This window comes from Nostoc sp. CHAB 5836 (genome assembly GCF_020829445.1).
Lineage (GTDB): Bacteria > Cyanobacteriota > Cyanobacteriia > Cyanobacteriales > Nostocaceae > Nostoc.
Window position 1 is genome coordinate 1 of the sequence record NZ_JAIVFV010000074.1, and the last position, 19,483, is coordinate 19,483.

21 protein-coding genes are annotated in these 19,483 nt (G+C 41.2%); 12 read left to right on the forward strand and 9 right to left on the reverse strand.

Going from position 1 to position 19,483, the window contains the following annotated elements; translation table 11 throughout:
• Together LC605_RS16370 and acnB are read right to left on the reverse strand one after the other, a co-directional pair.
• Window positions 1-113 (reverse strand): DUF29 family protein (locus tag LC605_RS16370; RefSeq protein ID WP_229548608.1); only part of this gene is annotated, 113 nt, incomplete at its 3' end.
• Window positions 114-170: 57 nt separating this feature from the next.
• Window positions 171-2,822: a bifunctional aconitate hydratase 2/2-methylisocitrate dehydratase gene (gene acnB / locus LC605_RS16375; protein ID WP_229548577.1), complete on the reverse strand. Its 2,652-nt coding sequence runs from the start codon at window positions 2,820-2,822 to the stop codon at window positions 171-173.
• A 205-nt stretch (window positions 2,823-3,027) separates the two neighbouring features.
• On the opposite strand from acnB, the gene LC605_RS16380 reads away from it, so the two are divergent.
• The 7 genes from LC605_RS16380 to LC605_RS16410 all read left to right on the forward strand — a co-directional run bounded on the left by LC605_RS16380 (window position 3,028) and on the right by LC605_RS16410 (window position 11,241).
• Window positions 3,028-4,059: a DGQHR domain-containing protein gene (locus tag LC605_RS16380; RefSeq protein WP_229548578.1), complete on the forward strand. Its 1,032-nt coding sequence runs from the start codon at window positions 3,028-3,030 to the stop codon at window positions 4,057-4,059.
• 14 nt (window positions 4,060-4,073) lie between these two features.
• Window positions 4,074-4,952 carry a hypothetical protein gene (locus tag LC605_RS16385; protein WP_229548579.1) on the forward strand — a complete coding sequence of 293 codons (879 nt, stop codon included), beginning with the start codon at window positions 4,074-4,076 and terminating at the stop codon, window positions 4,950-4,952.
• Window positions 4,953-5,463: 511 nt separating this feature from the next.
• Window positions 5,464-5,784: a 2Fe-2S iron-sulfur cluster-binding protein gene (locus LC605_RS16390; RefSeq protein ID WP_229548580.1), complete on the forward strand. Its 321-nt coding sequence runs from the start codon at window positions 5,464-5,466 to the stop codon at window positions 5,782-5,784.
• A gap of 148 nt (window positions 5,785-5,932) precedes the next feature.
• A complete protein-coding gene (locus tag LC605_RS16395; protein WP_229548581.1) occupies window positions 5,933-6,112 on the forward strand; it encodes a hypothetical protein in 180 nt (59 codons plus the stop codon).
• 95 nt (window positions 6,113-6,207) lie between these two features.
• Window positions 6,208-7,278 carry a DUF3326 domain-containing protein gene (locus LC605_RS16400; RefSeq protein WP_229548582.1) on the forward strand — a complete coding sequence of 357 codons (1,071 nt, stop codon included), beginning with the start codon at window positions 6,208-6,210 and terminating at the stop codon, window positions 7,276-7,278.
• Between the two features lie 76 nt (window positions 7,279-7,354).
• Window positions 7,355-7,954, forward strand: a complete 600-nt coding sequence (locus LC605_RS16405; RefSeq protein ID WP_229548583.1) for a CPBP family intramembrane glutamic endopeptidase — start codon at window positions 7,355-7,357, stop codon at window positions 7,952-7,954.
• A gap of 704 nt (window positions 7,955-8,658) precedes the next feature.
• Window positions 8,659-11,241: a GAF domain-containing protein gene (locus LC605_RS16410; RefSeq protein WP_229548584.1), complete on the forward strand. Its 2,583-nt coding sequence runs from the start codon at window positions 8,659-8,661 to the stop codon at window positions 11,239-11,241.
• A gap of 523 nt (window positions 11,242-11,764) precedes the next feature.
• Here the strand turns inward: LC605_RS16410 and purN are convergent.
• The gene (gene purN / locus LC605_RS16415; RefSeq protein ID WP_229548585.1) at window positions 11,765-12,427 is read right to left on the reverse strand and encodes a phosphoribosylglycinamide formyltransferase; all 663 of its coding nucleotides are present in this window, start codon (window positions 12,425-12,427) and stop codon (window positions 11,765-11,767) included.
• A gap of 208 nt (window positions 12,428-12,635) precedes the next feature.
• Between purN and LC605_RS16420 the strand changes: the two genes are divergently transcribed.
• Both LC605_RS16420 and LC605_RS16425 read left to right on the forward strand, forming a co-directional pair.
• On the forward strand, window positions 12,636-12,860 hold the full coding sequence (locus LC605_RS16420; protein WP_229548586.1) for a CopG family transcriptional regulator: 225 nt from the start codon (window positions 12,636-12,638) through the stop codon (window positions 12,858-12,860).
• Window positions 12,847-13,185, forward strand: a complete 339-nt coding sequence (locus LC605_RS16425; RefSeq protein ID WP_229548587.1) for a type II toxin-antitoxin system PemK/MazF family toxin — start codon at window positions 12,847-12,849, stop codon at window positions 13,183-13,185. Before LC605_RS16420 ends, LC605_RS16425 begins: the two co-directional genes overlap by 14 nt.
• 118 nt (window positions 13,186-13,303) lie before the next feature.
• Here the strand turns inward: LC605_RS16425 and LC605_RS34175 are convergent, their stop codons facing one another.
• A complete protein-coding gene (locus tag LC605_RS34175; RefSeq protein WP_369010356.1) occupies window positions 13,304-13,471 on the reverse strand; it encodes a BrnA antitoxin family protein in 168 nt (55 codons plus the stop codon).
• Window positions 13,472-13,495: 24 nt separating this feature from the next.
• On the opposite strand from LC605_RS34175, the gene LC605_RS16430 reads away from it, so the two are divergent.
• Window positions 13,496-14,377, forward strand: coding sequence for a carbohydrate ABC transporter permease (locus LC605_RS16430; RefSeq protein WP_229548588.1), 882 nt, complete (start codon window positions 13,496-13,498; stop codon window positions 14,375-14,377).
• A gap of 94 nt (window positions 14,378-14,471) precedes the next feature.
• On the opposite strand, the gene LC605_RS16435 is transcribed toward LC605_RS16430, so the two are convergent.
• On the reverse strand, window positions 14,472-15,038 hold the full coding sequence (locus tag LC605_RS16435) for a thermonuclease family protein (protein ID WP_229548589.1): 567 nt from the start codon (window positions 15,036-15,038) through the stop codon (window positions 14,472-14,474).
• 266 nt (window positions 15,039-15,304) lie between these two features.
• Here LC605_RS16435 and LC605_RS16440 point away from each other — a divergent pair, with 266 nt between their 5' ends.
• Complete coding sequence (locus tag LC605_RS16440) at window positions 15,305-15,646, forward strand: helix-turn-helix domain-containing protein (RefSeq protein ID WP_229548590.1); 342 nt, start codon at window positions 15,305-15,307, stop codon at window positions 15,644-15,646.
• Between the two features lie 230 nt (window positions 15,647-15,876).
• On the opposite strand, the gene LC605_RS16445 is transcribed toward LC605_RS16440, so the two are convergent.
• The 3 genes from LC605_RS16445 to LC605_RS16455 all read right to left on the reverse strand — a co-directional run bounded on the left by LC605_RS16445 (window position 15,877) and on the right by LC605_RS16455 (window position 17,639).
• Window positions 15,877-16,272, reverse strand: a complete 396-nt coding sequence (locus LC605_RS16445; RefSeq protein ID WP_229548591.1) for a hypothetical protein — start codon at window positions 16,270-16,272, stop codon at window positions 15,877-15,879.
• 100 nt (window positions 16,273-16,372) lie between these two features.
• On the reverse strand, window positions 16,373-16,978 hold the full coding sequence (locus tag LC605_RS16450) for a VWA domain-containing protein (RefSeq protein ID WP_229548592.1): 606 nt from the start codon (window positions 16,976-16,978) through the stop codon (window positions 16,373-16,375).
• A gap of 55 nt (window positions 16,979-17,033) precedes the next feature.
• Window positions 17,034-17,639, reverse strand: a complete 606-nt coding sequence (locus LC605_RS16455) for a VWA domain-containing protein (RefSeq protein WP_229548593.1) — start codon at window positions 17,637-17,639, stop codon at window positions 17,034-17,036.
• Between the two features lie 169 nt (window positions 17,640-17,808).
• On the opposite strand from LC605_RS16455, the gene LC605_RS16460 reads away from it, so the two are divergent.
• Window positions 17,809-18,525 (forward strand): molybdopterin-dependent oxidoreductase, encoded by a 717-nt coding sequence (locus LC605_RS16460; protein WP_229548594.1) that lies wholly within the window; start codon window positions 17,809-17,811, stop codon window positions 18,523-18,525.
• A gap of 138 nt (window positions 18,526-18,663) precedes the next feature.
• Here the strand turns inward: LC605_RS16460 and LC605_RS16465 are convergent, their stop codons facing one another.
• Window positions 18,664-19,452: a Uma2 family endonuclease gene (locus LC605_RS16465; RefSeq protein ID WP_229548595.1), complete on the reverse strand. Its 789-nt coding sequence runs from the start codon at window positions 19,450-19,452 to the stop codon at window positions 18,664-18,666.
• Window positions 19,453-19,483 lie beyond the last annotated feature (31 nt).

Consider the following 19,483-nt stretch of genomic DNA (forward strand, 5'->3'; position numbering starts at 1 on the left):
ATATCTATTTCATGAAATTTATTTTCTTTTAACTGCTGGGCAATTGTTTGTGTCCACACGTAAAAATCTTGTTCATATAGATTTTTTTCATTTATAAAAGATGGACTTGTCATTAATATTCCTCTTGGAAACGCTAAAAATTAGGTGGGCATAACACCCACCTAATTAAACTATACTAACAAAGCCTGCTCTTCTTGAGAAATCACGCGCCCTTCATCCTCAAAACCGGCGATTTGATCGAAGTTCAAATACCGATACAAATCATCGGCAAAAGGATGAATTCTACTCGCCACAATATCCAAATATTCCTGCACTGTGGGAAGTCGCCCTAGCAGCGCACAAACTGCGGCTAATTCTGCTGAACCAAGATACACTCGCGCATCTTTACCCATGCGATTATTGAAGTTGCGGGTAGAGGTAGAAAATACTGTTGTGCCATCAGCAACTCGCGCCTGATTTCCCATACACAAACTGCATCCTGGCATTTCTGTACGCGCACCCGCAGCCCCAAAAACGCTGTATACACCTTCTTCTTTTAATTGGTGTTCATCCATGCGCGTTGGTGGTGCAATCCACAGGCGGGTTTTTACTTCACCTGCACCTTCCAAAACTTTTGCTGTTGCCCGATAATGACCGATATTTGTCATACAAGAACCGACGAATACTTCTTGCACTGGATCATTAGCAACTTCCGATAATAACTTAACATTATCGGGGTCATTGGGAGCAGCAACAATTGGTTCTTTGATTTCGTTCAAATCAATTTCAATTATTTCGGCATACTCGGCATCGGCATCACCTTCTAATAACACGGGATTTGCTAACCATTCTTCCATCTTTGCCACCCGGCGCAGCATGGTACGCGGATCGTGATAGCCCCGTGCTATCATATTTTTCAGCAGCGCTACATTAGAACGCAGATATTCCGAAATTGTCTCTACACTCAGCTTAATTGTGCATCCGGCACAAGAACGTTCGGCACTAGCATCGGTGAGTTCAAAGGCTTGTTCAACTTTTAAATCTGGCAAACCTTCCATTTCCAAAATTCGCCCAGAGAAGACATTTTTCTTATTCTGCTTCTCTGCTGTCAGCAAACCTTTTTGAATTGCCACGTAGGGAATGGCATTCACGACATCACGCAGGGTGATACCTGGTTGCAATTCTCCTTTAAATCTTACCAATACTGACTCTGGCATATCTAAAGGCATGACACCCAAGGCGGCTGCAAAGGCTACCAATCCAGAACCGGCGGGGAAGGAAATACCCAAGGGGAAGCGGGTGTGTGAGTCGCCGCCAGTTCCCACGGTGTCGGGTAGCAGCATCCGGTTTAACCAAGAGTGGATGATACCATCACCGGGACGCAGGGCGACACCGCCACGAGAGGCAAAGAAGTCGGGGAGTTCGTGATGGGTTTGGATGTCTACTGGTTTGGGATAAGCTGCTGTATGGCAGAAACTTTGGATAACTAAGTCTGCACTGAAACCAAGACAGGCGAGTTCTTTTAATTCGTCGCGGGTCATGGGGCCTGTGGTATCCTGGGAACCAACGGTAGTAATGATGGGTTCGCAGGATGTGCCGGGACGCACACCAGGTAATCCGCAAGCTTTACCTACCATTTTCTGTGCTAAGGTGTAGCCTTTACCTGTATCAAAGGCTTGCTGGGGACGGGTGAAAACGGTGCTGGGTTCTAAACCGAGTGCAAGACGAGTTTTGTCGGTGAGGGTACGGCCGATAAGTAGGGGGATGCGTCCACCTGCGCGGACTTCATCGAGGATGGTGTCAGGTTTGAGGTCAAAGGTAGAAATGACTTCGGAAGACGTTCCATGCAACGTCTCTACATCAGTTGTGATTTCGCCTTTGTAGGGATGGATGGTAATTACCATACCGGTTTCGAGTTTGGTGACATCGCACTGAATAGGCAAAGCACCAGCATCTTCTGCTGTGTTAAAGAAGATAGGCGCGATCGCACCACCTAAAACATAACCCCCAGCGCGTTTGTTTGGCACAAATGGTATATCATTTCCCATGTGCCACAATACCGAGTTGATGGCAGATTTACGCGACGAACCAGTACCAACTACATCTCCTACGTAAGCTACAGGATGCCCTTTTTTCTTCAGTTCAGCAATGGTTTGTAAACTTCCCGGTTGCCGTGACTCTAGCATCACTAAGGCGTGTAAGGGAATATCTGGGCGAGTTGTGGCGCTTTGGGCGGGTGATAAATCGTCGGTATTAGTTTCCCCAGGAACTTTAAAAACCGTGACAGTAATCGCTTCTGGAACTGTGGGGCGAAGGGTAAACCATTCAGCTTCCGCCCAAGAGTCTATTACTCGTTTGGCGAAAGGATTGGTTTTAGACAACTCTAAAACATCGTGGTAAGCGTCATACACCAAAAGGATTTTGCTTAAGGCGTTGGCGGCGTAAGCGGCGATGGGTTCCTTTCCTTGTCCGCCCATGACTAGAGGTGTTTCGGATGAGTCTGAGAGGGATACGGTGGGTAATTGCAGCAAATCGATTAAAGATTGCACATTGTAACCACCGATCATTGTGCCCAGCAATTGCACCGCTTCTATGGGCCCAATCAACGGACTAGTGATTTCTTCCTTGGCGATCGCGGTGAGAAATCCAGCTTTGACATAAGCTGCTGGATCAACACCACCAGAAACGCGATCGCTCAATAGATGTAATAATATCTCCTCTTGACCCTTTGGCGGATTTTTCAGTAATTCGCACAATTCAGATGTCTGCTTTGCATCTAATGGTAAGGGGGGAATTCCCAGTGCTGCTCTTTGGGCAACGTGTTTACGATATGATTCCAGCATTCTTATGTTCTCCAGTGGAGTGATTTCCCGTTAACAAGGGGGAGTTTTGGGCAGGGTTGATTCATAAAAGTTTACCGTAGTTTTATCGCTTAAAGCATTACGGTTAAACGGTTTTGTATAATATGATCAAACGTTAACAGCATAGTAATCTAATTTGATTATATTATAATATATTCAATATCTGTTATCAAAAATTGTAGTCGTAATGAGCAAAATAGAAATTCCAGCATTTCAAGTAATTCAAAACAATATACCTATGCTTTTATTCATCACTACTGCTCGAATGATTTATGAGCGTTTTGATGTATCTCGTAGAATTTCCGATAAAAAATTAGGATATCAAAGATCATTTTCTAAGCCCAGAATAAAAGAAATAACAACTTACATCAATCAAGATGAAGGCATTATACCTAATTCTATTTTAGTCAATATTGATGAAGGTAAATTTTCCTATTTAGAAAATAGTAAGTTATTAACTTTAAATGACACAGAATCTCTGGGACTTATCATAGATGGTCAACATCGAATCAAAGGTTGTTATGAAGCAAACCCTGATTTCCCATTAATGGTAGTTGCTACTCTGGGATTATCTGTTAAAGAACAGGCTCGACTGTTTATTAAAATTAATAAAACCCAAAAAGGTGTTCCTGCATCTCTTTATTTAGACCTACTTAATTTGTTAGAAGGAGATATTGAAAATTTCGATGAAGAAGGAGTTACAGCAGAAAGACGAGCAACAGAAATTGCGACTAGATTAAATGAGGCAGATGAAAGTCCTTTGTATGAATTAATTAGAAGAACAGGAGATGCGGGACTTGGTATATCTTTAAGTGAATTTGTTAACCAAGCTAAGGATTATGTAGAACCCAGAACAGGAAAACTTGCTAACTTAGGTTTTGAGCAACAATATAAAGTTTTTGAAATTTACTTTCGTTCTATTAAAGCAGTCTTTCTAGAACAATGGGATGATCCCAAATCATACATTCTGAAAACAGTTGGATTTGGTGGTCTTATGAAAGCATTTTATGAGATTTTTAATTTGGTTATGCAAAAATATCAAATGTTTAATACTGAAAATACAATTAAACTTCTTCAGCTAATTCAAGATTTTAAGTTTGATAAAGAGAACTTACCAAGTGGAGGAGGCTTTAAAGCGCAAGAGAAAGCTGGTGAAATGATGGTTAGCCGACTAAAAAATGCAGTTCGAGAAGATTTTGCGGTGATGATTGGAGATTAGAAAGTGTGTCATTAATGTTTGAAGAAATTGCTATTGCTTTTAGCAACTGTAATGGTGACGCTAAACGCTCTTTTAAAAAATACTTGGAAGATTTATATAAATCAAAGGAAGATTATGAAAAAGGATTTACTATCTCAGATGGAAACAATTATATATTGACTGATATTGAGAAACTTTTATCCAAAGCTGTTTTAAATATTTGCTCTACTGACCATTTAATCAAAAAAGGATATTTCAGTTGGGGCTTTGTTACTTCTTATTATTCTAATTTTTTCTTAATCCAAGGTTTAAACAGAACACAACTTAACTTTACAACTTGGGTATCTCGATCTGTAGATTGTCAAGAAAAAGATTATCAAAAAAAGAACATTTACATCAAAGGTATTGCTAATTCAACAGATGAACATCAAAGACAGTTCAAGCGATTTTTTGAAAACTTTAGCGATTTTAGAAGCCGTAAAGGAATTGATAGGTTTTGGAATATTGGAATTAAATCTTTTGATTTGGGTAATGAGTCGGAAATAAGAAATACAATTAACTATGAAATTTGTCCAAATGCTTTTTATGAGTTAGATTTAGAGACTCAAGAATTTTACAAAATTATTAGAGATAATCAATATTGTCCCTTTAAAGAAGATAAAGAAGACTCAAGAATACCTAATTATTCTCGCAAGAACTTAAAATTAGCTATAGCAAGATTAAGGATGTTAACTTATACCTTAAATGTCATCGCTATCAGAAATATAGAATATCAGAGTTATTATCAAAGGAATATGAAAAATAGATTAAAAGCCATTCAAGATAAGTATCCTGATGTGAGTGAATGGATTAAGGAATACTTTCAGGATTGGTTAATTTTTGATTCAGAACTTGTAGGAAAAGATGAATTTTAACAGAATATTGCTAATAAACTGTTCTACATTTAAATTGCATATTTATAGCCACCCAGATGCCCACCTCACAAGAACTTTATTAAATCTAGATATGTAAACTAGATGTGGAACAGCTTATAATCAACCTTCTTTACCTAACTTGATTATGAAAAATGAGGAGAGATAATTTGTTAAGTAGGTTTGTATGTGGCGATCGCTCTTTGGTGTAAAATCAGGTGTGTTAGCATAGTTATCCAAAAAAGCAAGCTACGAGTAGCGTTATACACGAAAGCTTACTGATAGGTATAACTATATCTGTAATCAACTCAGGTTTCAGATAAGCTACCCTATCCACACTATGGGTAACATTTCGTTTTTTGTCTAGCAAGGACTTATAATTATCACTGTATAGCTATTTTTCCTAATAAAGCTCTTTGAAAATAATTCTCTTTTCGTCTTTGTTAACTTGGTACTGTGTCTATTTATCAGATAAAATAACTCACTTGTCCTCTGTGTCACGCTTGTTTTGTATATGCCCAAAACTTACACCGTAGAAATTCATCACCAAGACCAAATTCATACCTTGCAAGTTCCTGAAGATGAAACGATCTTATCAGTTGCCGATGCTGCTGGTTTGGAACTGCCGAGTTCTTGCAATGCAGGTGTTTGCACGACTTGTGCCGGTCAAATAACTGAGGGAACTGTGGATCAAACTGATGGCATGGGCGTTAGTCCAGATTTACAAAAGCAAGGTTACGTATTGCTTTGCGTTGCCAAACCTCTTTCTGATTTGAAACTTAAGACAGAAAAGGAAGACATAGTTTATCAGTTACAATTTGGCAAAGGCAAATAATCAGCGAACAGTTATCAGTATATCGAATGATTATTCATAACTGAATAACTGTTCACTAAGATTACCAAATCTGATCAGTTACATAAGGTATTTCATCGCAACTGATATCAGCTATTCTAGAAACTACAAATCAACGGGATTTACCAAGATGACAACTCATTTTATTACCGCCGAAATTGATTTACAAGAAACTCCCGCAGAATTACTAGAAGTAATTGAAACAGAGTTGAAGAAACAAGGCGAACCCCTGCGTTGGGCTGTTACCTCTGTAGACGTTGACGAACAAAAAGCTACAGTTGAAGCCGTGGTGACTACAGTCAAGAGTTAGCAGAGACGCGATTAATCGCGTCTGTACACGAGTTAGGAGTTAGTATTTGATAGCTTGTGATTCATAAACTCATAACTCAGCACTCATAACTTAAGATGAATCGTCCCTACACAGCTATCTTAATTGTACCAACTGGGGTTGGAGCTGCTATTGGAGGTTATGCAGGAGATGCTTTGCCTGTTGCTAGAGTTATAGCACAGGTTTGCGATCGCCTAATTACTCACCCCAATGTCCTAAATGGCGCTTCTTTGTATTGGAATCTTCCAAATGCTTTCTATGTTGAAGGTTATGGACTTGACAAATTCGCCTCTGGATGCTGGGGTTTGCGTCCTGTCCGCAGCAACAAGGTAGGTTTGCTTTTAGACCAAGCCATTGAGCCAGAGTTGCGACTACGACATATACAAGCAGCAGATGCAGTCAGAGCCACTCTCGGATTAACCCTAACAGATTATGTAATTACTGATGCACCATTAAATGTAGAATTACGGACTACACCATCGGGAGCTAGTTGGGGAACAATTGGCAACCCCGATAGCTTGTTGCGGGCAGCTGAGATATTAATTAAAAAAGCGGGGGCAGAAGCGATCGCAGTTGTTGCTCGTTTCCCCGATGATATGGACTCAGAAGCAGTACAAAAATACCGCCAGGGTAAAGGTGTAGATCCCCTAGCGGGTGCAGAAGCCGTAATTAGCCATTTGCTAGTGCGAACCTTTGAAATTCCTTGCGCCCATTCTCCCGCCCTTTTGAGCGAACCTCCACAACCTCATTTATCTCCCCGTTCCGCCGCCGAAGAATTGGGCTATACCTTTTTGCCGTGCGTGCTTGTAGGATTAAGTCGTGCCCCACAGTTTATAGTAGAGAGAGGAGCTATGGCATCACAACAAGGAGATATTTGGGCAGATGAAGTGGATGCGGCGATCGCACCTGCAAATGCCTGTGGTAGCAGTACCTTACTGAGTTTAAGCCAAAGACGATGCCAAATAATTACAGTAGAAGAAAATAAAACTCTGATAAAAGTTCCACCCCAACTCTTGGGGATCAAATCTATACAGGTAAACTCATATTTAGAAACAGTGGGTGTATTAGTAGCACACAAAGCTGGCATCGATCCCTCCGCTCTCCGTCCCAAATTATTACCTTTGCAGTCATTAGTCATTAGTCATTAGTCATTAGTCATTAGTCATTTGTTATTTGTCATTAGTCATTTGTTATTCTCCCAATACCTACTCCCCTTAAAAACCTGTGATTGAACAACAAAAGCAAGAGCCAGAAATTCCATATCTGACGCGCATCCAAGTACTTGGGGCGATGGGAGTGACTGCAATCATTTTGTTGATAGTCGCCAAACTTTTGTTATATTTTGGCAACTTTTCCCTATTTTCTTGGGATTTAAATCAAAGAGAGTTGCTGCTAGGTGTAGGACTGGGATTCTTGATCACTGCCTTAAGTGGCTTAACTTATCGCCTTTGGACTCCCTATCGTAAAAGTGCAGATTATTACCTACAAGTGGTACTGAAGCCTTTAGCTTTACCAGACTTAATTTGGCTAGGGTTGCTACCGGGGTTGAGTGAAGAATTATTATTTAGAGGTGTGATCCTGCCAGCTTTAGGCTCTGATATTACAGCTGTAATTTTATCCAGTCTTTGCTTTGGCATTTTACATTTTAGCGGTTCCCAACAATGGCCTTATGTGATTTGGGCAACAATTGTTGGGATGATATTAGCATATAGCGCCCTGCTGACGGGCAACTTATTAGTGCCAATTGTTGCTCACATGATTACGAATTGGATTTCTAGCTATTTCTGGAAAATGTGGCAATTGCGACGATTAAAAAATAAATAGGACTTACGCAAAACTACATGAGGGCAATTCATGGCCCTTGCGTGTTGCATCAAAACGAGAACCTGTTTGACTTAGTACAGCTTTGCTTAAAATCGTGGCCAATTGAGGGTTGAAATTTAAACGCATAGGCGCCTCGCCTTCCCGCAGGGTAGGGGCGCAAAGGGAAGCGCAAAGGCGCAACTCTTGGAGACGCTACGCGAACGCCTTCCCGCAGGGTAGGAACGCAAAGAGAATTCGCTACGATATTAATGAAATGTTGTACTTAGGACTTACGCAACTGGCATATTATTTGGAGTTTGTAGTGAACGCGAGTGCGTCTCGTTGGCGTGGTCACTGAGTTTACGGTGACTTGTACTGAGGGTAGTCGAAGTAGCGCAGTCGAACTGCGTAGTCGTTGGCGCTGCGCCAGTCGCTACAACGCTTTTTTCTGTCTTAAGGGGGAGGCGAACTCTGATAAAACCGTAACACCTGATGAGAAAATAAGACATTCAAACAAAAGATCGCCATTTTATTGTTAACGAGGCTGCTAATCAATCCCAATTTTTTTGGGCCCAAAGAGAAGAAAAGCGTTATAAGGTATGACTTAGAAGGTTAGTGTCTCAGAATACTGCTAAAAGTCAGGCATTGTTTAATAAGTTTTGTGTAGAATTTGGTGGTGAGGTTATTTACTTAATTCTCAATTGCAGCGCATCCAGGTTTCATTTATGAGTCAGTCTTTTTCTCAAAACCAAGCAAGACGAAATCGTCAAAAAAACCTGTGGCAACAAAAATGGAGTTTAAAAACTAAAGCAATAGTTTGGGCACTAAGCATCAGTGTGCTACCTGTAGTTGGAATGGGAATAGCTACTTACTACTATGGTATTAATTTAATTGCCAAACAAATTCCGCAAGTCAGACCAGAGAGTGGGAAAAGTTCAATAGAGACTAAACTTGCTCTACAGAGACAACTGTCATTCTTGCTAACTGGTACGGGGCTAACAGCAATTTTAGCAGGTGCGATCGCTGTTTTTGTGACGAATCGAGTTATTAGTCGAGTCAGCAACGCTGCGGCAATTTCTAATAGTATCAAAAATCGGCTACGTCCAGACAGTGAGTTTACTCAATTTTTCATCGCTAGCAAAGATGAATTAGTGATGTTAGAGAGAAACATCAGCTTATTCACAGACTTGCTTTCAGGTTTGCTACAAGAAAAAGAAGCCCAAACTGATTACTCCCAACTATTGATCAAAATTACCCGTTGGGTTCGAGAATCATTCAATAAAGAAGATGTTCTCAGAACTACCTCAGAAGAAATTCGTAAAGCTTTAAACATTGATCGCGTCAGCATCTTTTGCTTCAGCTCCAACTCTAATGGAACCTTTATCGCCGAATCGGTAGCACCTGGTTTACCAAAAATATTAGGAGTTACAGTCTCCGACCCTGGTTTGGAAGCAGGGTATATGGAAAAATACCAGAATGGTTCTATCCATGCGATCGATAATATCCATCAAGCCGATCTCAGTGATGCTGATATTGAGTTGCTGGAGCAATTTGCAGTCAAATCTAATTTAGTAGCACCGATTGTCAAAGGCAAAGGCCTATTCGGTTTATTGATTGCACATCAGTGTTCTAGACTTCGCTTTTGGCAGCAGTCTGAGATTGATTTGTTAGGTCAGATAGCGATGCAAGTCGGATTTGCCCTTGACTATGCCAAGCTTCTAGAACAGGTAGATACCAAAGCAGATAGAGCTGAAATATTTATAGAAATTACCCGCAGCATTCGCCAATCGCTCAACGAAGAGGATGTCCTGAGAACCACCGTGGAAGAGGTTCGCAAAGTGCTGAGTACTGACCGAGTACTGGTTTATAGCTTTAGCGCTGATTGGTTTGGAACTGTGATTGCAGAATCAGTGGTTCCAGGTTATCCCAAAGTTTTGCGGTCTGAAATTCAAGACCCATGTTTCGGTAAAGGTTATGTCGAAAAGTATCAGGCTGGTCGCGTTGTCGCAATCACCAACATTTATGAAGCGGGTTTGGGTGATTGTCACATTAACCTGCTGGAATCCTTTGCGGTGAAAGCAAATTTGGTAGCCCCCATCCTCAAAGATCAACAGCTATTTGGCTTATTAATTGCACATCAATGCTCCAGACCGCGTAATTGGCAACAGCCTGAAATTAATTTATTTGCCCAGATAGCGATGCAAGTGGGATTTGCTCTTGACCATGCTAGATTACTGCAACGAATCGATGCTGAAGGTGTGCAAAGTCGGTTGCTAGCGGATACTATCGGCAGTATCCGCCAATCGCTCAACGAAGAGGATGTCCTGAAAACTACTGTAGAAGAGGTTCGGAAAGTACTGAGTACTGACCGAGTGATGATTTATAGCTTTTACCCTAATTGGTCTGGAATTGTGATTGCAGAATCAGTTGTTCTCACCTACCCAAAAGTTTTGCAATCTGAAATCCAAGACCCATGTTTTGGTCAAGGCTATGTAGAACAGTATCAGCGTGGTCGCGTTTTAGCCATCAACAACATTTATGAAGCGGGTTTGGGTGATTGTCACATTAACTTACTTGAATCTTTTGGTGTGAAAGCAAATTTGGTAGCACCCATTATTAAAGATGAACAGCTATTTGGCTTGTTAATTGCACATCAATGCTCCAGACCCCGTGATTGGCAACAATCTGAGATTGATTTATTTGGCCAGATAGCGATGCAAGTGGGATTCGCTCTCGACCATGCCAGATTACTGCAACGAATCGAGGCAGAAAGTATGCGAAGTCAGTTACTGGTAGATATTACCCGTAGGATTCGCCAATCGCTCAACGAAGATGATGTCATCAAAACCACTGTGGAAGAGGTTCGCAAAGCATTGGGTAGTGACCGAGTATTAGTTTATAGCTTTTACGCTAATTGGTTTGGAATTATAATTGCCGAATCAGTGGTTTCAGCTTATCCCAAAGTTTTGCGATCTAAAATCCACGACCCCTGTTTTACTCAAGGCTATATAGAAAAGTATCAGTCTGGTCGCGTTGTTGCAATCAATAACATTTATGAAGCGGGTTTGGGTGATTGTCACGTTAAGCTGCTGGAATCCTTTGCTGTGAAAGCAAATTTAGTAGCACCTATTATGAAAGATGAGCAGCTATTTGGCTTGTTAATTGCACATCAGTGTTCTGGCCCCCGCGATTGGGAACAGCCTGAGATTGATTTATTTACCCAGATAGCGATGCAAGTAGGATTTACCCTCGATCATGCTAGACTCCTACAAGCGTATGAAGCTGCTGAAGCTAACTCTGATGAATAGCTTTGTCGTGGAATATGTAGGAAAAAGCACCACCTTTACGTACAATAGACATCTGGTGAAAAAGAATTGTTTTGACGTCGCAGTGCTACGTCTCTACAAGGGTTCTGGGTAACGCATATTTAATTTCACCAGATGTCTAATTTTTCTCGTTAACCATGAAGGGATACAAGGTTGGGTTGAGGAACGAAACCCAACCGAAGAGCGGGGTTTGTTGGGTTTCGCATTGCGCTCAACCCAACCTACAAATTTCTATTTTTTATGCAAAACCTACGCAGTATTGCTCTCTGAAGCTCTTATTCCTTTGTGTCCTTTGCGTCCTATGCGGTTCGTTTTTTCATGATTTTGCGTAAGTCCTGAAAGAGAACAAAGAAATGCTTAACTGAACCGTATTGGATTAAGGGGTAGGGTGCAATCACTGTGAGAATCATGACTAATTATGGGGACATGATATTAGGGGGCATCTTGGAGTTTGAAAACAGTCCTTAGCCTGTGTTGCATTCAAAGGATAAACCTATCTGTATTATTACGGTAGGGACAATGTAACTTTTGACGAATATCCTGCCAGAGCGATCGCTAGCGGCAAAATGCGATGCTCCTGAATTTGAATTCTGGCGTGGAGTGTTTCTGCTGTATCATCCGGCAATACTGGTACTGCGGCTTGCATCAATATTGGGCCACTGTCCATTTCTAAACAAGCTATATGCACTGTACAACCAGTGATTTTTACCCCAGACGCCAAGGCTTGCTCTACAGCATGGATGCCTTTGAAACTAGGTAACAAACTAGGATGGATATTAATAATTTTATCAGGAAAGGCATCAATGAAAACTGATGTTAACAGTCGCATCCAACCTGCCATAATCACCCATTCTACATCGTAGTGCCGCAATGTCTGCACAATTTTCTGATCAAACTCTTCTCGGTTTTGATAGTTGCGGTGATTTAATAAAACAGTTTCTACACCTCTATTAGCTGCTCTGATGGCTGCTTTTGCCGAGGGGTTATTGTAAATTAAAACTTGAATTTGGGCATTTAGCTGTCCATCTTGGATAGCTTGAGCAATGACGTCAAAATTGCTGCCATTCCCAGAAGCCATAATTCCTAGTTTTAAAGGGGCGAATTGTTGGCAAATGTCGCTAATGCTGGGGGAAACTAAGCTAAGGGGAGAATCAGGGCGGAGGGTCATAACAGCTAAGAGGGAAAATTGTAGATGTCAAAAATATATGCTAAGTAAAGCTTTGCATATATTTGTACCGTTTTTAAACGCAGAGGGGCGCTGAGGAAAGCTGTAGCCTTAGCAAACAGTTCTGGTGTAATTTCCGGGCAATCTGCTGAACTTTGAGATTAAGCTAGTATATTAGTAGGAATTATTTTAGCTACTAATTGGTGGGAAGATGAATGTAGAAAAACTCTCTATTTCTTTGGCATCGTCTTTAGTGAAGTTTGTCGAAAACTACAAGCAAAATAAAGGATGTAAATCTCGTTCTCAAGTAATTGAAGAAGCATTAGAATTGCTGCGAAATCGAGAATTAGAGGCAGCTTACCGAGAAGCGTCTGCCGAAATTGATAACGATTGGGATGTGACAGTGGCAGATGGTTTAACAGATGAAACGTGGTGATATTTATTACGCAAATCTTAGTCCGGTGATGGGTTCAGAAATGGGTAAACGTCGTCCAGTGCTAATTGTCAGTAATGATATAAGTAATAGTGCTGCTACCACTGTGACAATTTTACCGCTTACTTCTAATGTGAGCCGTGTTTATCCCTTTGAAGTTTTGCTTAATCCAGAGATTACTGGTTTAACAAAACCTTGTAAAGTACAGGCGCAGCAAGTGCGAACAATTTCTAAGCAACGAATTACAGGTGAAGTATTAAATAGTTTAAACGAAGAGATGATGGTACTAATTGATGCGGCGTTGAAATTGCATTTGGGATTGGTTTGAGTTTGCAGAAAAATAGCGATGTTTAAGTAAAGACTCCAAGTAGAGATAATTATGAACCAAGAACTTACCCAAGCGATCGCCTCAGAAGTTCAGCTATTCCACAGCATCGATTTACTGACTATCGATGAGCTTCCATATATGCTCGCAGTAAAGTATTGATCTGCGTTTGATAACCCCGTCTTTGTGACTTAAACCACTTTAATACATCGCTGTCATTAGCCACTTGTTGGCGATCGCTAATGCTGGGAGAAACCAAGCTAAGGGTAGAATCAGGGCGGAGGCTCATAACAGCTAAGAGGGTTAATTATAGATGCAAAAAGAATATACTAAGTCGTGGTTGGATAATGATACAATAGCTGCCTGGATTTTTCTCACACCAGCACTAATTTTGCTGGGCGTTTTTATCATTTGGCCGATCGCCTATTTGTTTTACCTCAGTTTCACCGCGGGGAGTTTCACTTTAAAAGGTATTTATTGGATCGGCTTAAAAAACTATTGGCGCTTGCTACTTAACCCCGACTTTTGGCAAGTTCTGGGTAACACCTTTTATTTTACTATTGCCACCATCATTCCCAGTTTAGTTATCTCCTTGGGATTGGCAGTGCTATTAAACCGCTCCATTCCCTTGCGGGGAATCTTGCGAAGTGCTTATTTTCTACCTTCGATTATCTCACTTGTGGCAGCCGGTTTGGGATTTCGCTGGCTGTTTCAAACATCAGGGCCAGTGAACGGACTTTTAGATTTTTTCGGCATTGCAGCCATACCCTGGCTAGGAGACACATTTTGGGCAATGCCGGTAATTATTTTAATGAGTATTTGGAAACAACTGGGTTTCAATATGGTGGTTTTTTTAGCCGGGTTGCAAGCAATTCCTCCCAGTCGTTATGAAGCAGCAGATTTGGATGGAGCAAATGCTTGGCAACAATTTTGGTATATTACTTTACCTGGATTGCGCCCGACTGTGATATTCGCAATCATCACTACCGCGATTTTTACATTACGAAGTTTTGAGCAAGTTTTTGTGATGACTGGTGGTGGGCCACTGAATTCGACTAATTTGCTGGTTTACTACATTTATCAAGAGGCTTTTGGTCAATTTGATTTTGGTTATGCCGCCGCCGCCGCGACGGTGTTACTAGCGGTGACGCTGGTACTAGTTTATTTACAACTGCAAACTTGGGGAGAGGAGTAGGGGAGGCAGGGGGAGTAGGGGGAGTTGTTAAATCATCCAGCAAATATGCAATGCTAAAAAATGTAGTGCATTCAATTAGAAACAGCTAGAGTTTTTACTTCTTATATAAGCTGCGATATTCCCAAGGATTCACAAATTTAGCATCACCCCAAACGCCAAGCCGTTGTTGTTTCGCTTCAGCTTCGGCTTGTTGTACTAAGTCTTTACTAGGACACTTGTTTAAATAGGGACGATACACTTTTGCCAATCCTTCTTGTAACAATACCTGCTGCACAAAAGTGCCATTTTGTAAACGGACTTCGGCAATTTTGCGTTCATAGCGATCGCTATCGGTGATATTCAAAGTCACGCGATCGCCTCCTTGTTGCACTAGTTCTTGCACCCGTTCTTGGGCTTTCACACCCCAAGTAAATTGATTGCGATCGCTAGTGCGTCTACTCTGCTTTTCTTTATTAGAATGAGCTATTTCTGGCGCATCTACACAAGCAAAGCGCACAGTAACATTTTGACCATTGGTATCTTTCACTACTAAAGTATCGCCATCACTGACTCGCTCAACCACATCTCCAGAAGTACTGACAAGGCGATCGCAGCCTATCAAACCCAAAAAGATAATAGTTGTACAAAGCCAAAATCGCACTGGTTTAGTTAATTTCTCCATCTCAACTTCCCAAATTACCTCTGTGAGATGATGCTAGCAAAATGAAAAGATATTTTTGTTAACTGTTGACATATAGCGGTTCTCGGTAAGCCTGAAGTACAATTTTGACCTCTCTCTTAAAAGGAGAGAGGCTTTGAATTTTTCCCCCTTCCTGCAACGGGTTGGGGGTTAGGGGCTTAGGTCTATCTCTTTAGAATTAATTTCTATTTTTTCACTCGCCATACCCTCAACGCACTTAAAATTAAGATACTTCCTACAAAAAAACTATGAAAGCTGAAGCACAAAACCATCTTAGGCTGACTTGTGAAGTAGAAACTACCCTAAAGGTGATTGGCGGACGCTGGAAAGTTTTGATTATTAGAGAATTAATGACTGGCGTAAAACGCTTTGGTGAGTTGCAACGAGCTTTACCTGGAGTTACGCAAAAGATGCTGACTCAGCAACTCAGAGAAATGCAGGAAGACGGCATTATTCATCGAGAAGTTTATCCCCAAATTCCACCCAAGGTAGAATATTCTTTAACGCCTTTAGGAGAAACTTTGCAACCAATTCTCTATGCTATGCATGAATGGGCTGTTCAACATTTAGCTCGAACAAATCACCATTAATATTGAGCATAAGTAAGTCGGCAAGAATAAACCAAACTATGTTACGAAACGTAAATACACCTTAAACCCTTACAAATGACGAATACTTCGACTTACCTCGACTCCGCTCGGCACAAGTCGCTCAGTACAAGTGACAAATGACAAATGACAGCCTTAGCCAGTTAGCTTTATTTGCGTCGCTCTACTTAGGTAATAAATAATAATTGCTAACTTTCCATTAAGAATAATTTTCATTCATTGTTTTTTAAATATTCAATCGCTGCCTCCAATTTGAAGGAGTAACTTTCAGCAAAGCTTTCAAACCAAAGTCCTTCAGATGAAAGTGGATCTACTTTGGCTAACCATTCTTTTGCCTGCACTTTCAAAGCCTCTAGTTGTTTGGCTTTGAGTTGTTCTTGTCGAATTCGTTCCTGTTCTAGTTCTTGCTGTCTTTTTAACTCAATAGCAGCATCTTCTTCTGCAAAATCAGCCTGAACTTCTGCCAAAAGGTTATCCATGAAAGATGCCGGCTTGGACGATGGTGGGATAAAAGGTTTGGCTGTAGGTGATTTTGACTGCTGCTGTTCTGGTTGTACTTCTTTGTATTCTGTTTGAAGTTGAGCTAACAGCTTATCAATGGAATCCATTTGGGCAATTCCTCATAAAGGGTATAGCTAGAACCGCTTTGCGTAATTCGTAAGGATTTTAGAGATTTCAAATTCGTGGCTTAGTTTACGCAAAACTGTACTAGTCATTAATGGCATTGAGTAGCACTTCCGATAGACTCAAATCGTCCATATCTTCCATAGTAATTGTGTCACAGATATCAAACTTAGCACCAGCACTTTGGAGTTCATCGTCTAAGACTTTGAGAAAGCGGGTAGCTTGTTGATCAGTGCCGACTTGAATGAAAGAAATAGCTAATTCTTCATCTCTTTCGATGCGGCGAGAAGCTTCAATAATCACCCTCATTACTGCTTTGCGATCATCTGGCTCACCATCAGTAACCACTAAAATTGTTTCGCCATTTGGCTTTGTTTTACCGGCTGCTTTGCGTTGAAGGTAATCATCAGTTGCGTGTTTTAACACACTTGCCAAGTCAGTTGTACCAGAGGGATCATTTTCTTGAAAAATTTGTGATACCTTGCTGGATGTCACATTTTCGTATCGCTTAAATTTACCAGAAAATAAATAAATAGTGATGCCATCTGGGTCAAATTGTTCACACTTACTAGCTAAAGCTAAAGTAGATTCCTGGGCTGCAACCCATCTAGTTCTACCACCCTTTTGATCTTGGGTTGCCATGCTGCCACTTTTGTCGATAATTAAGGTATAGTCACGATTTTCTAGCATGATTCAATTTTCTAGTTAATAGTAAAAATTTACTGGGCTATGGATGATCAACAGATTAATCAGTGATTGCGTTGGTCAAGACATCTACAAGGCTCATTTCTTCTAAGTCGTCTAAAGTCACGGTATCGCAAATATCAAATTTAGCACCAACACTTTGCAACTGGTCATCTAAAGCTTTGAGGAACTTAGTTGCTTGAGCATCGGAACCTACTTGAATGATCGAAATGGCTAATTCTTCATCACGTTCCATCTGGCGAGTAGCATGAATAATTACTTCAAACACAGCTTTGCGATCGTCTGGTTCACCATCAGTGATGACTAAAATTGTCTCTCCGTTCGGCTTGGTTTTACCGGTTGCTTTGCGTTGAAAGTAGTTATTGAGGGCATCCTGGAGTACACCTGCTAAGTTTGTCGTTCCAGAAGGATCATTTTCGAGAAATATCTGTGCGACTTTGGCTGAGGTGACATCATCGTAGCGTTTAAATCTACCAGAAAACACGTAAACGGTGATGCCATCGGGATCAAACTGTTCGGCCTTTCTTGCCAAAGCGAGTGTAGACTCTTGGGCTATGTCCCATCTACTTCTACCACCCACTTGGTCGGGTGTGGACATACTACCGCTTTTGTCAACGATTAATGTATAGTCGCGATCGCTCATCATAATATCCCTCTAATTGTTACCATGTGGTTCTAGTCTAGTCTACGAATTTGACGAGATCGCAAACATTTTAAGGTTTCGTATCAATACTGCTACTGATTTGCTCATTGCTTACTTGCCTTGAAGGTAGGAAGCATTTATCTAATTAAGTCTATGTTCCTGTAGAGGTTCTATGAGTCTGATTCTTCCCAAACACAGCCTATCCCGTCGTCGTTTACTGCAAGTATCTGGACTTTCAGGGATAGGTTTTCTTTTAGGTGGCTGTGGGACAAATTTGTTTTCAGATAATCTGCGGCAAATATCTGAGCCACTAAACCAAAGTCTTGAAGCACTTCTGCTAAGTCAAAAACCAGTTCCAGAGTTTCCTGTCAGTGCTATAGAAGCAGATAAATTGTTGGTTAATACCTTTGACTTCACCCCGCAAATTGATCCAGCACAGTTTCGGCTAACGATTGATGGAGAGGTTAGTAATGCGATGCAATTGAGCATGGTAGATATTGAAAAACTTCCTTTGACTTCAATGGTAATTCGTCATGTTTGTGTTGAAGGCTGGGCTGCGATCGTTCAATGGGGAGGCGTGCGATTACGAGACTTAGTAGCGCTGGTACAGCCGAAGTCAAATGTCCGCTATGTCTACTTCAAATCTGCTGATGGTTATTACCAAAGCTGGGATATTGCTTCTGCTGTACATCCCCAAACTCTGATGGCTTATCAAAAGAATGGACAACCATTATCAGCTGATAATGGTGCGCCTATGCGCCTCGCATCCCCAATTAAACTGGGCTATAAGCAAAGCAAGTGGGTAACTCAAATTACATTCGTCAGTAATTTGTTACCGAGAAAAGGCTATTGGGAGGATCAGGGCTATGAGTGGTTTGCAGGGCTATAAGGCAATACACTTGGGTTAAGCATTTCCTCCTTCTCTCTTGTCTCTGTGTCCTCTGCGCCTCTGTGGTTCGTAAAAAAAATTGACTTTGTAACAGAGTTTTAGCCTTAACCCAAGCGTATTGGGCTATAAGGCAAAAAGCTAATCTACATCGGGTTCAACGCCGAGCGATCGCAATTGTGCAATTAACCGTTCAGCCCGTTGTTTTTCTTGTTCAGCCCGTTGGCTTTCTTGTTCAGCCCGTTGGCTTTCTTGTTCAGCCCGTTGTTTTTCTTGTTCTGTAGAAGTCAACACCCAGCAGCCTGTCCAATCATACCAGCGTAACCAGGGCTGTTCTACATCTTGATAGCGTCCCTGCCACACACCCAAACCTAATTCTAGTTCTGGGATCCAGAAGCGTGACTCTGACACTGCTATCTCAGCATAACGACCGCCATCTAACTTAAATATCCTTAATTTATATTTGTACCGATCAAATACTGCATAATAAGGAACACGGAGAATCCGCTCATATACTTCCCATTTTCCTGGTGGTTGCTTGATATCTCGCAATGTTTGCCCTAAATCTTCCTTTTCAGTACCTGGAGACAGCAACTCTACCACAATAAAAGGATCAACTCCCTCTTGCCAAACGACATAACTTAAGCGTAAATCTCGTTGTTCATAGAGACGGGAAACACCTAAAACAGCAAACCAATCTGGTCGCTTGTACCACAGTGGATAGCGCGGGTCATAATAAAGATTCAGATCGCTAGCAACAAATATCTCGTCCCTAGGATAATTTGGTGGACGAAAGGTTTCGTCTAACAGACGAGGTTGCAATAAATGAAACTGATCGGGCAAACCAGGATCCTCAGAATCTTCACTAGGAAGATCATACATGGTCGGCAATATATCTTTTGGCGATCGCGGTGGGTCAGTTTGATACATCTTAAGGTAGTCCTGATGATGAAACTCTCAG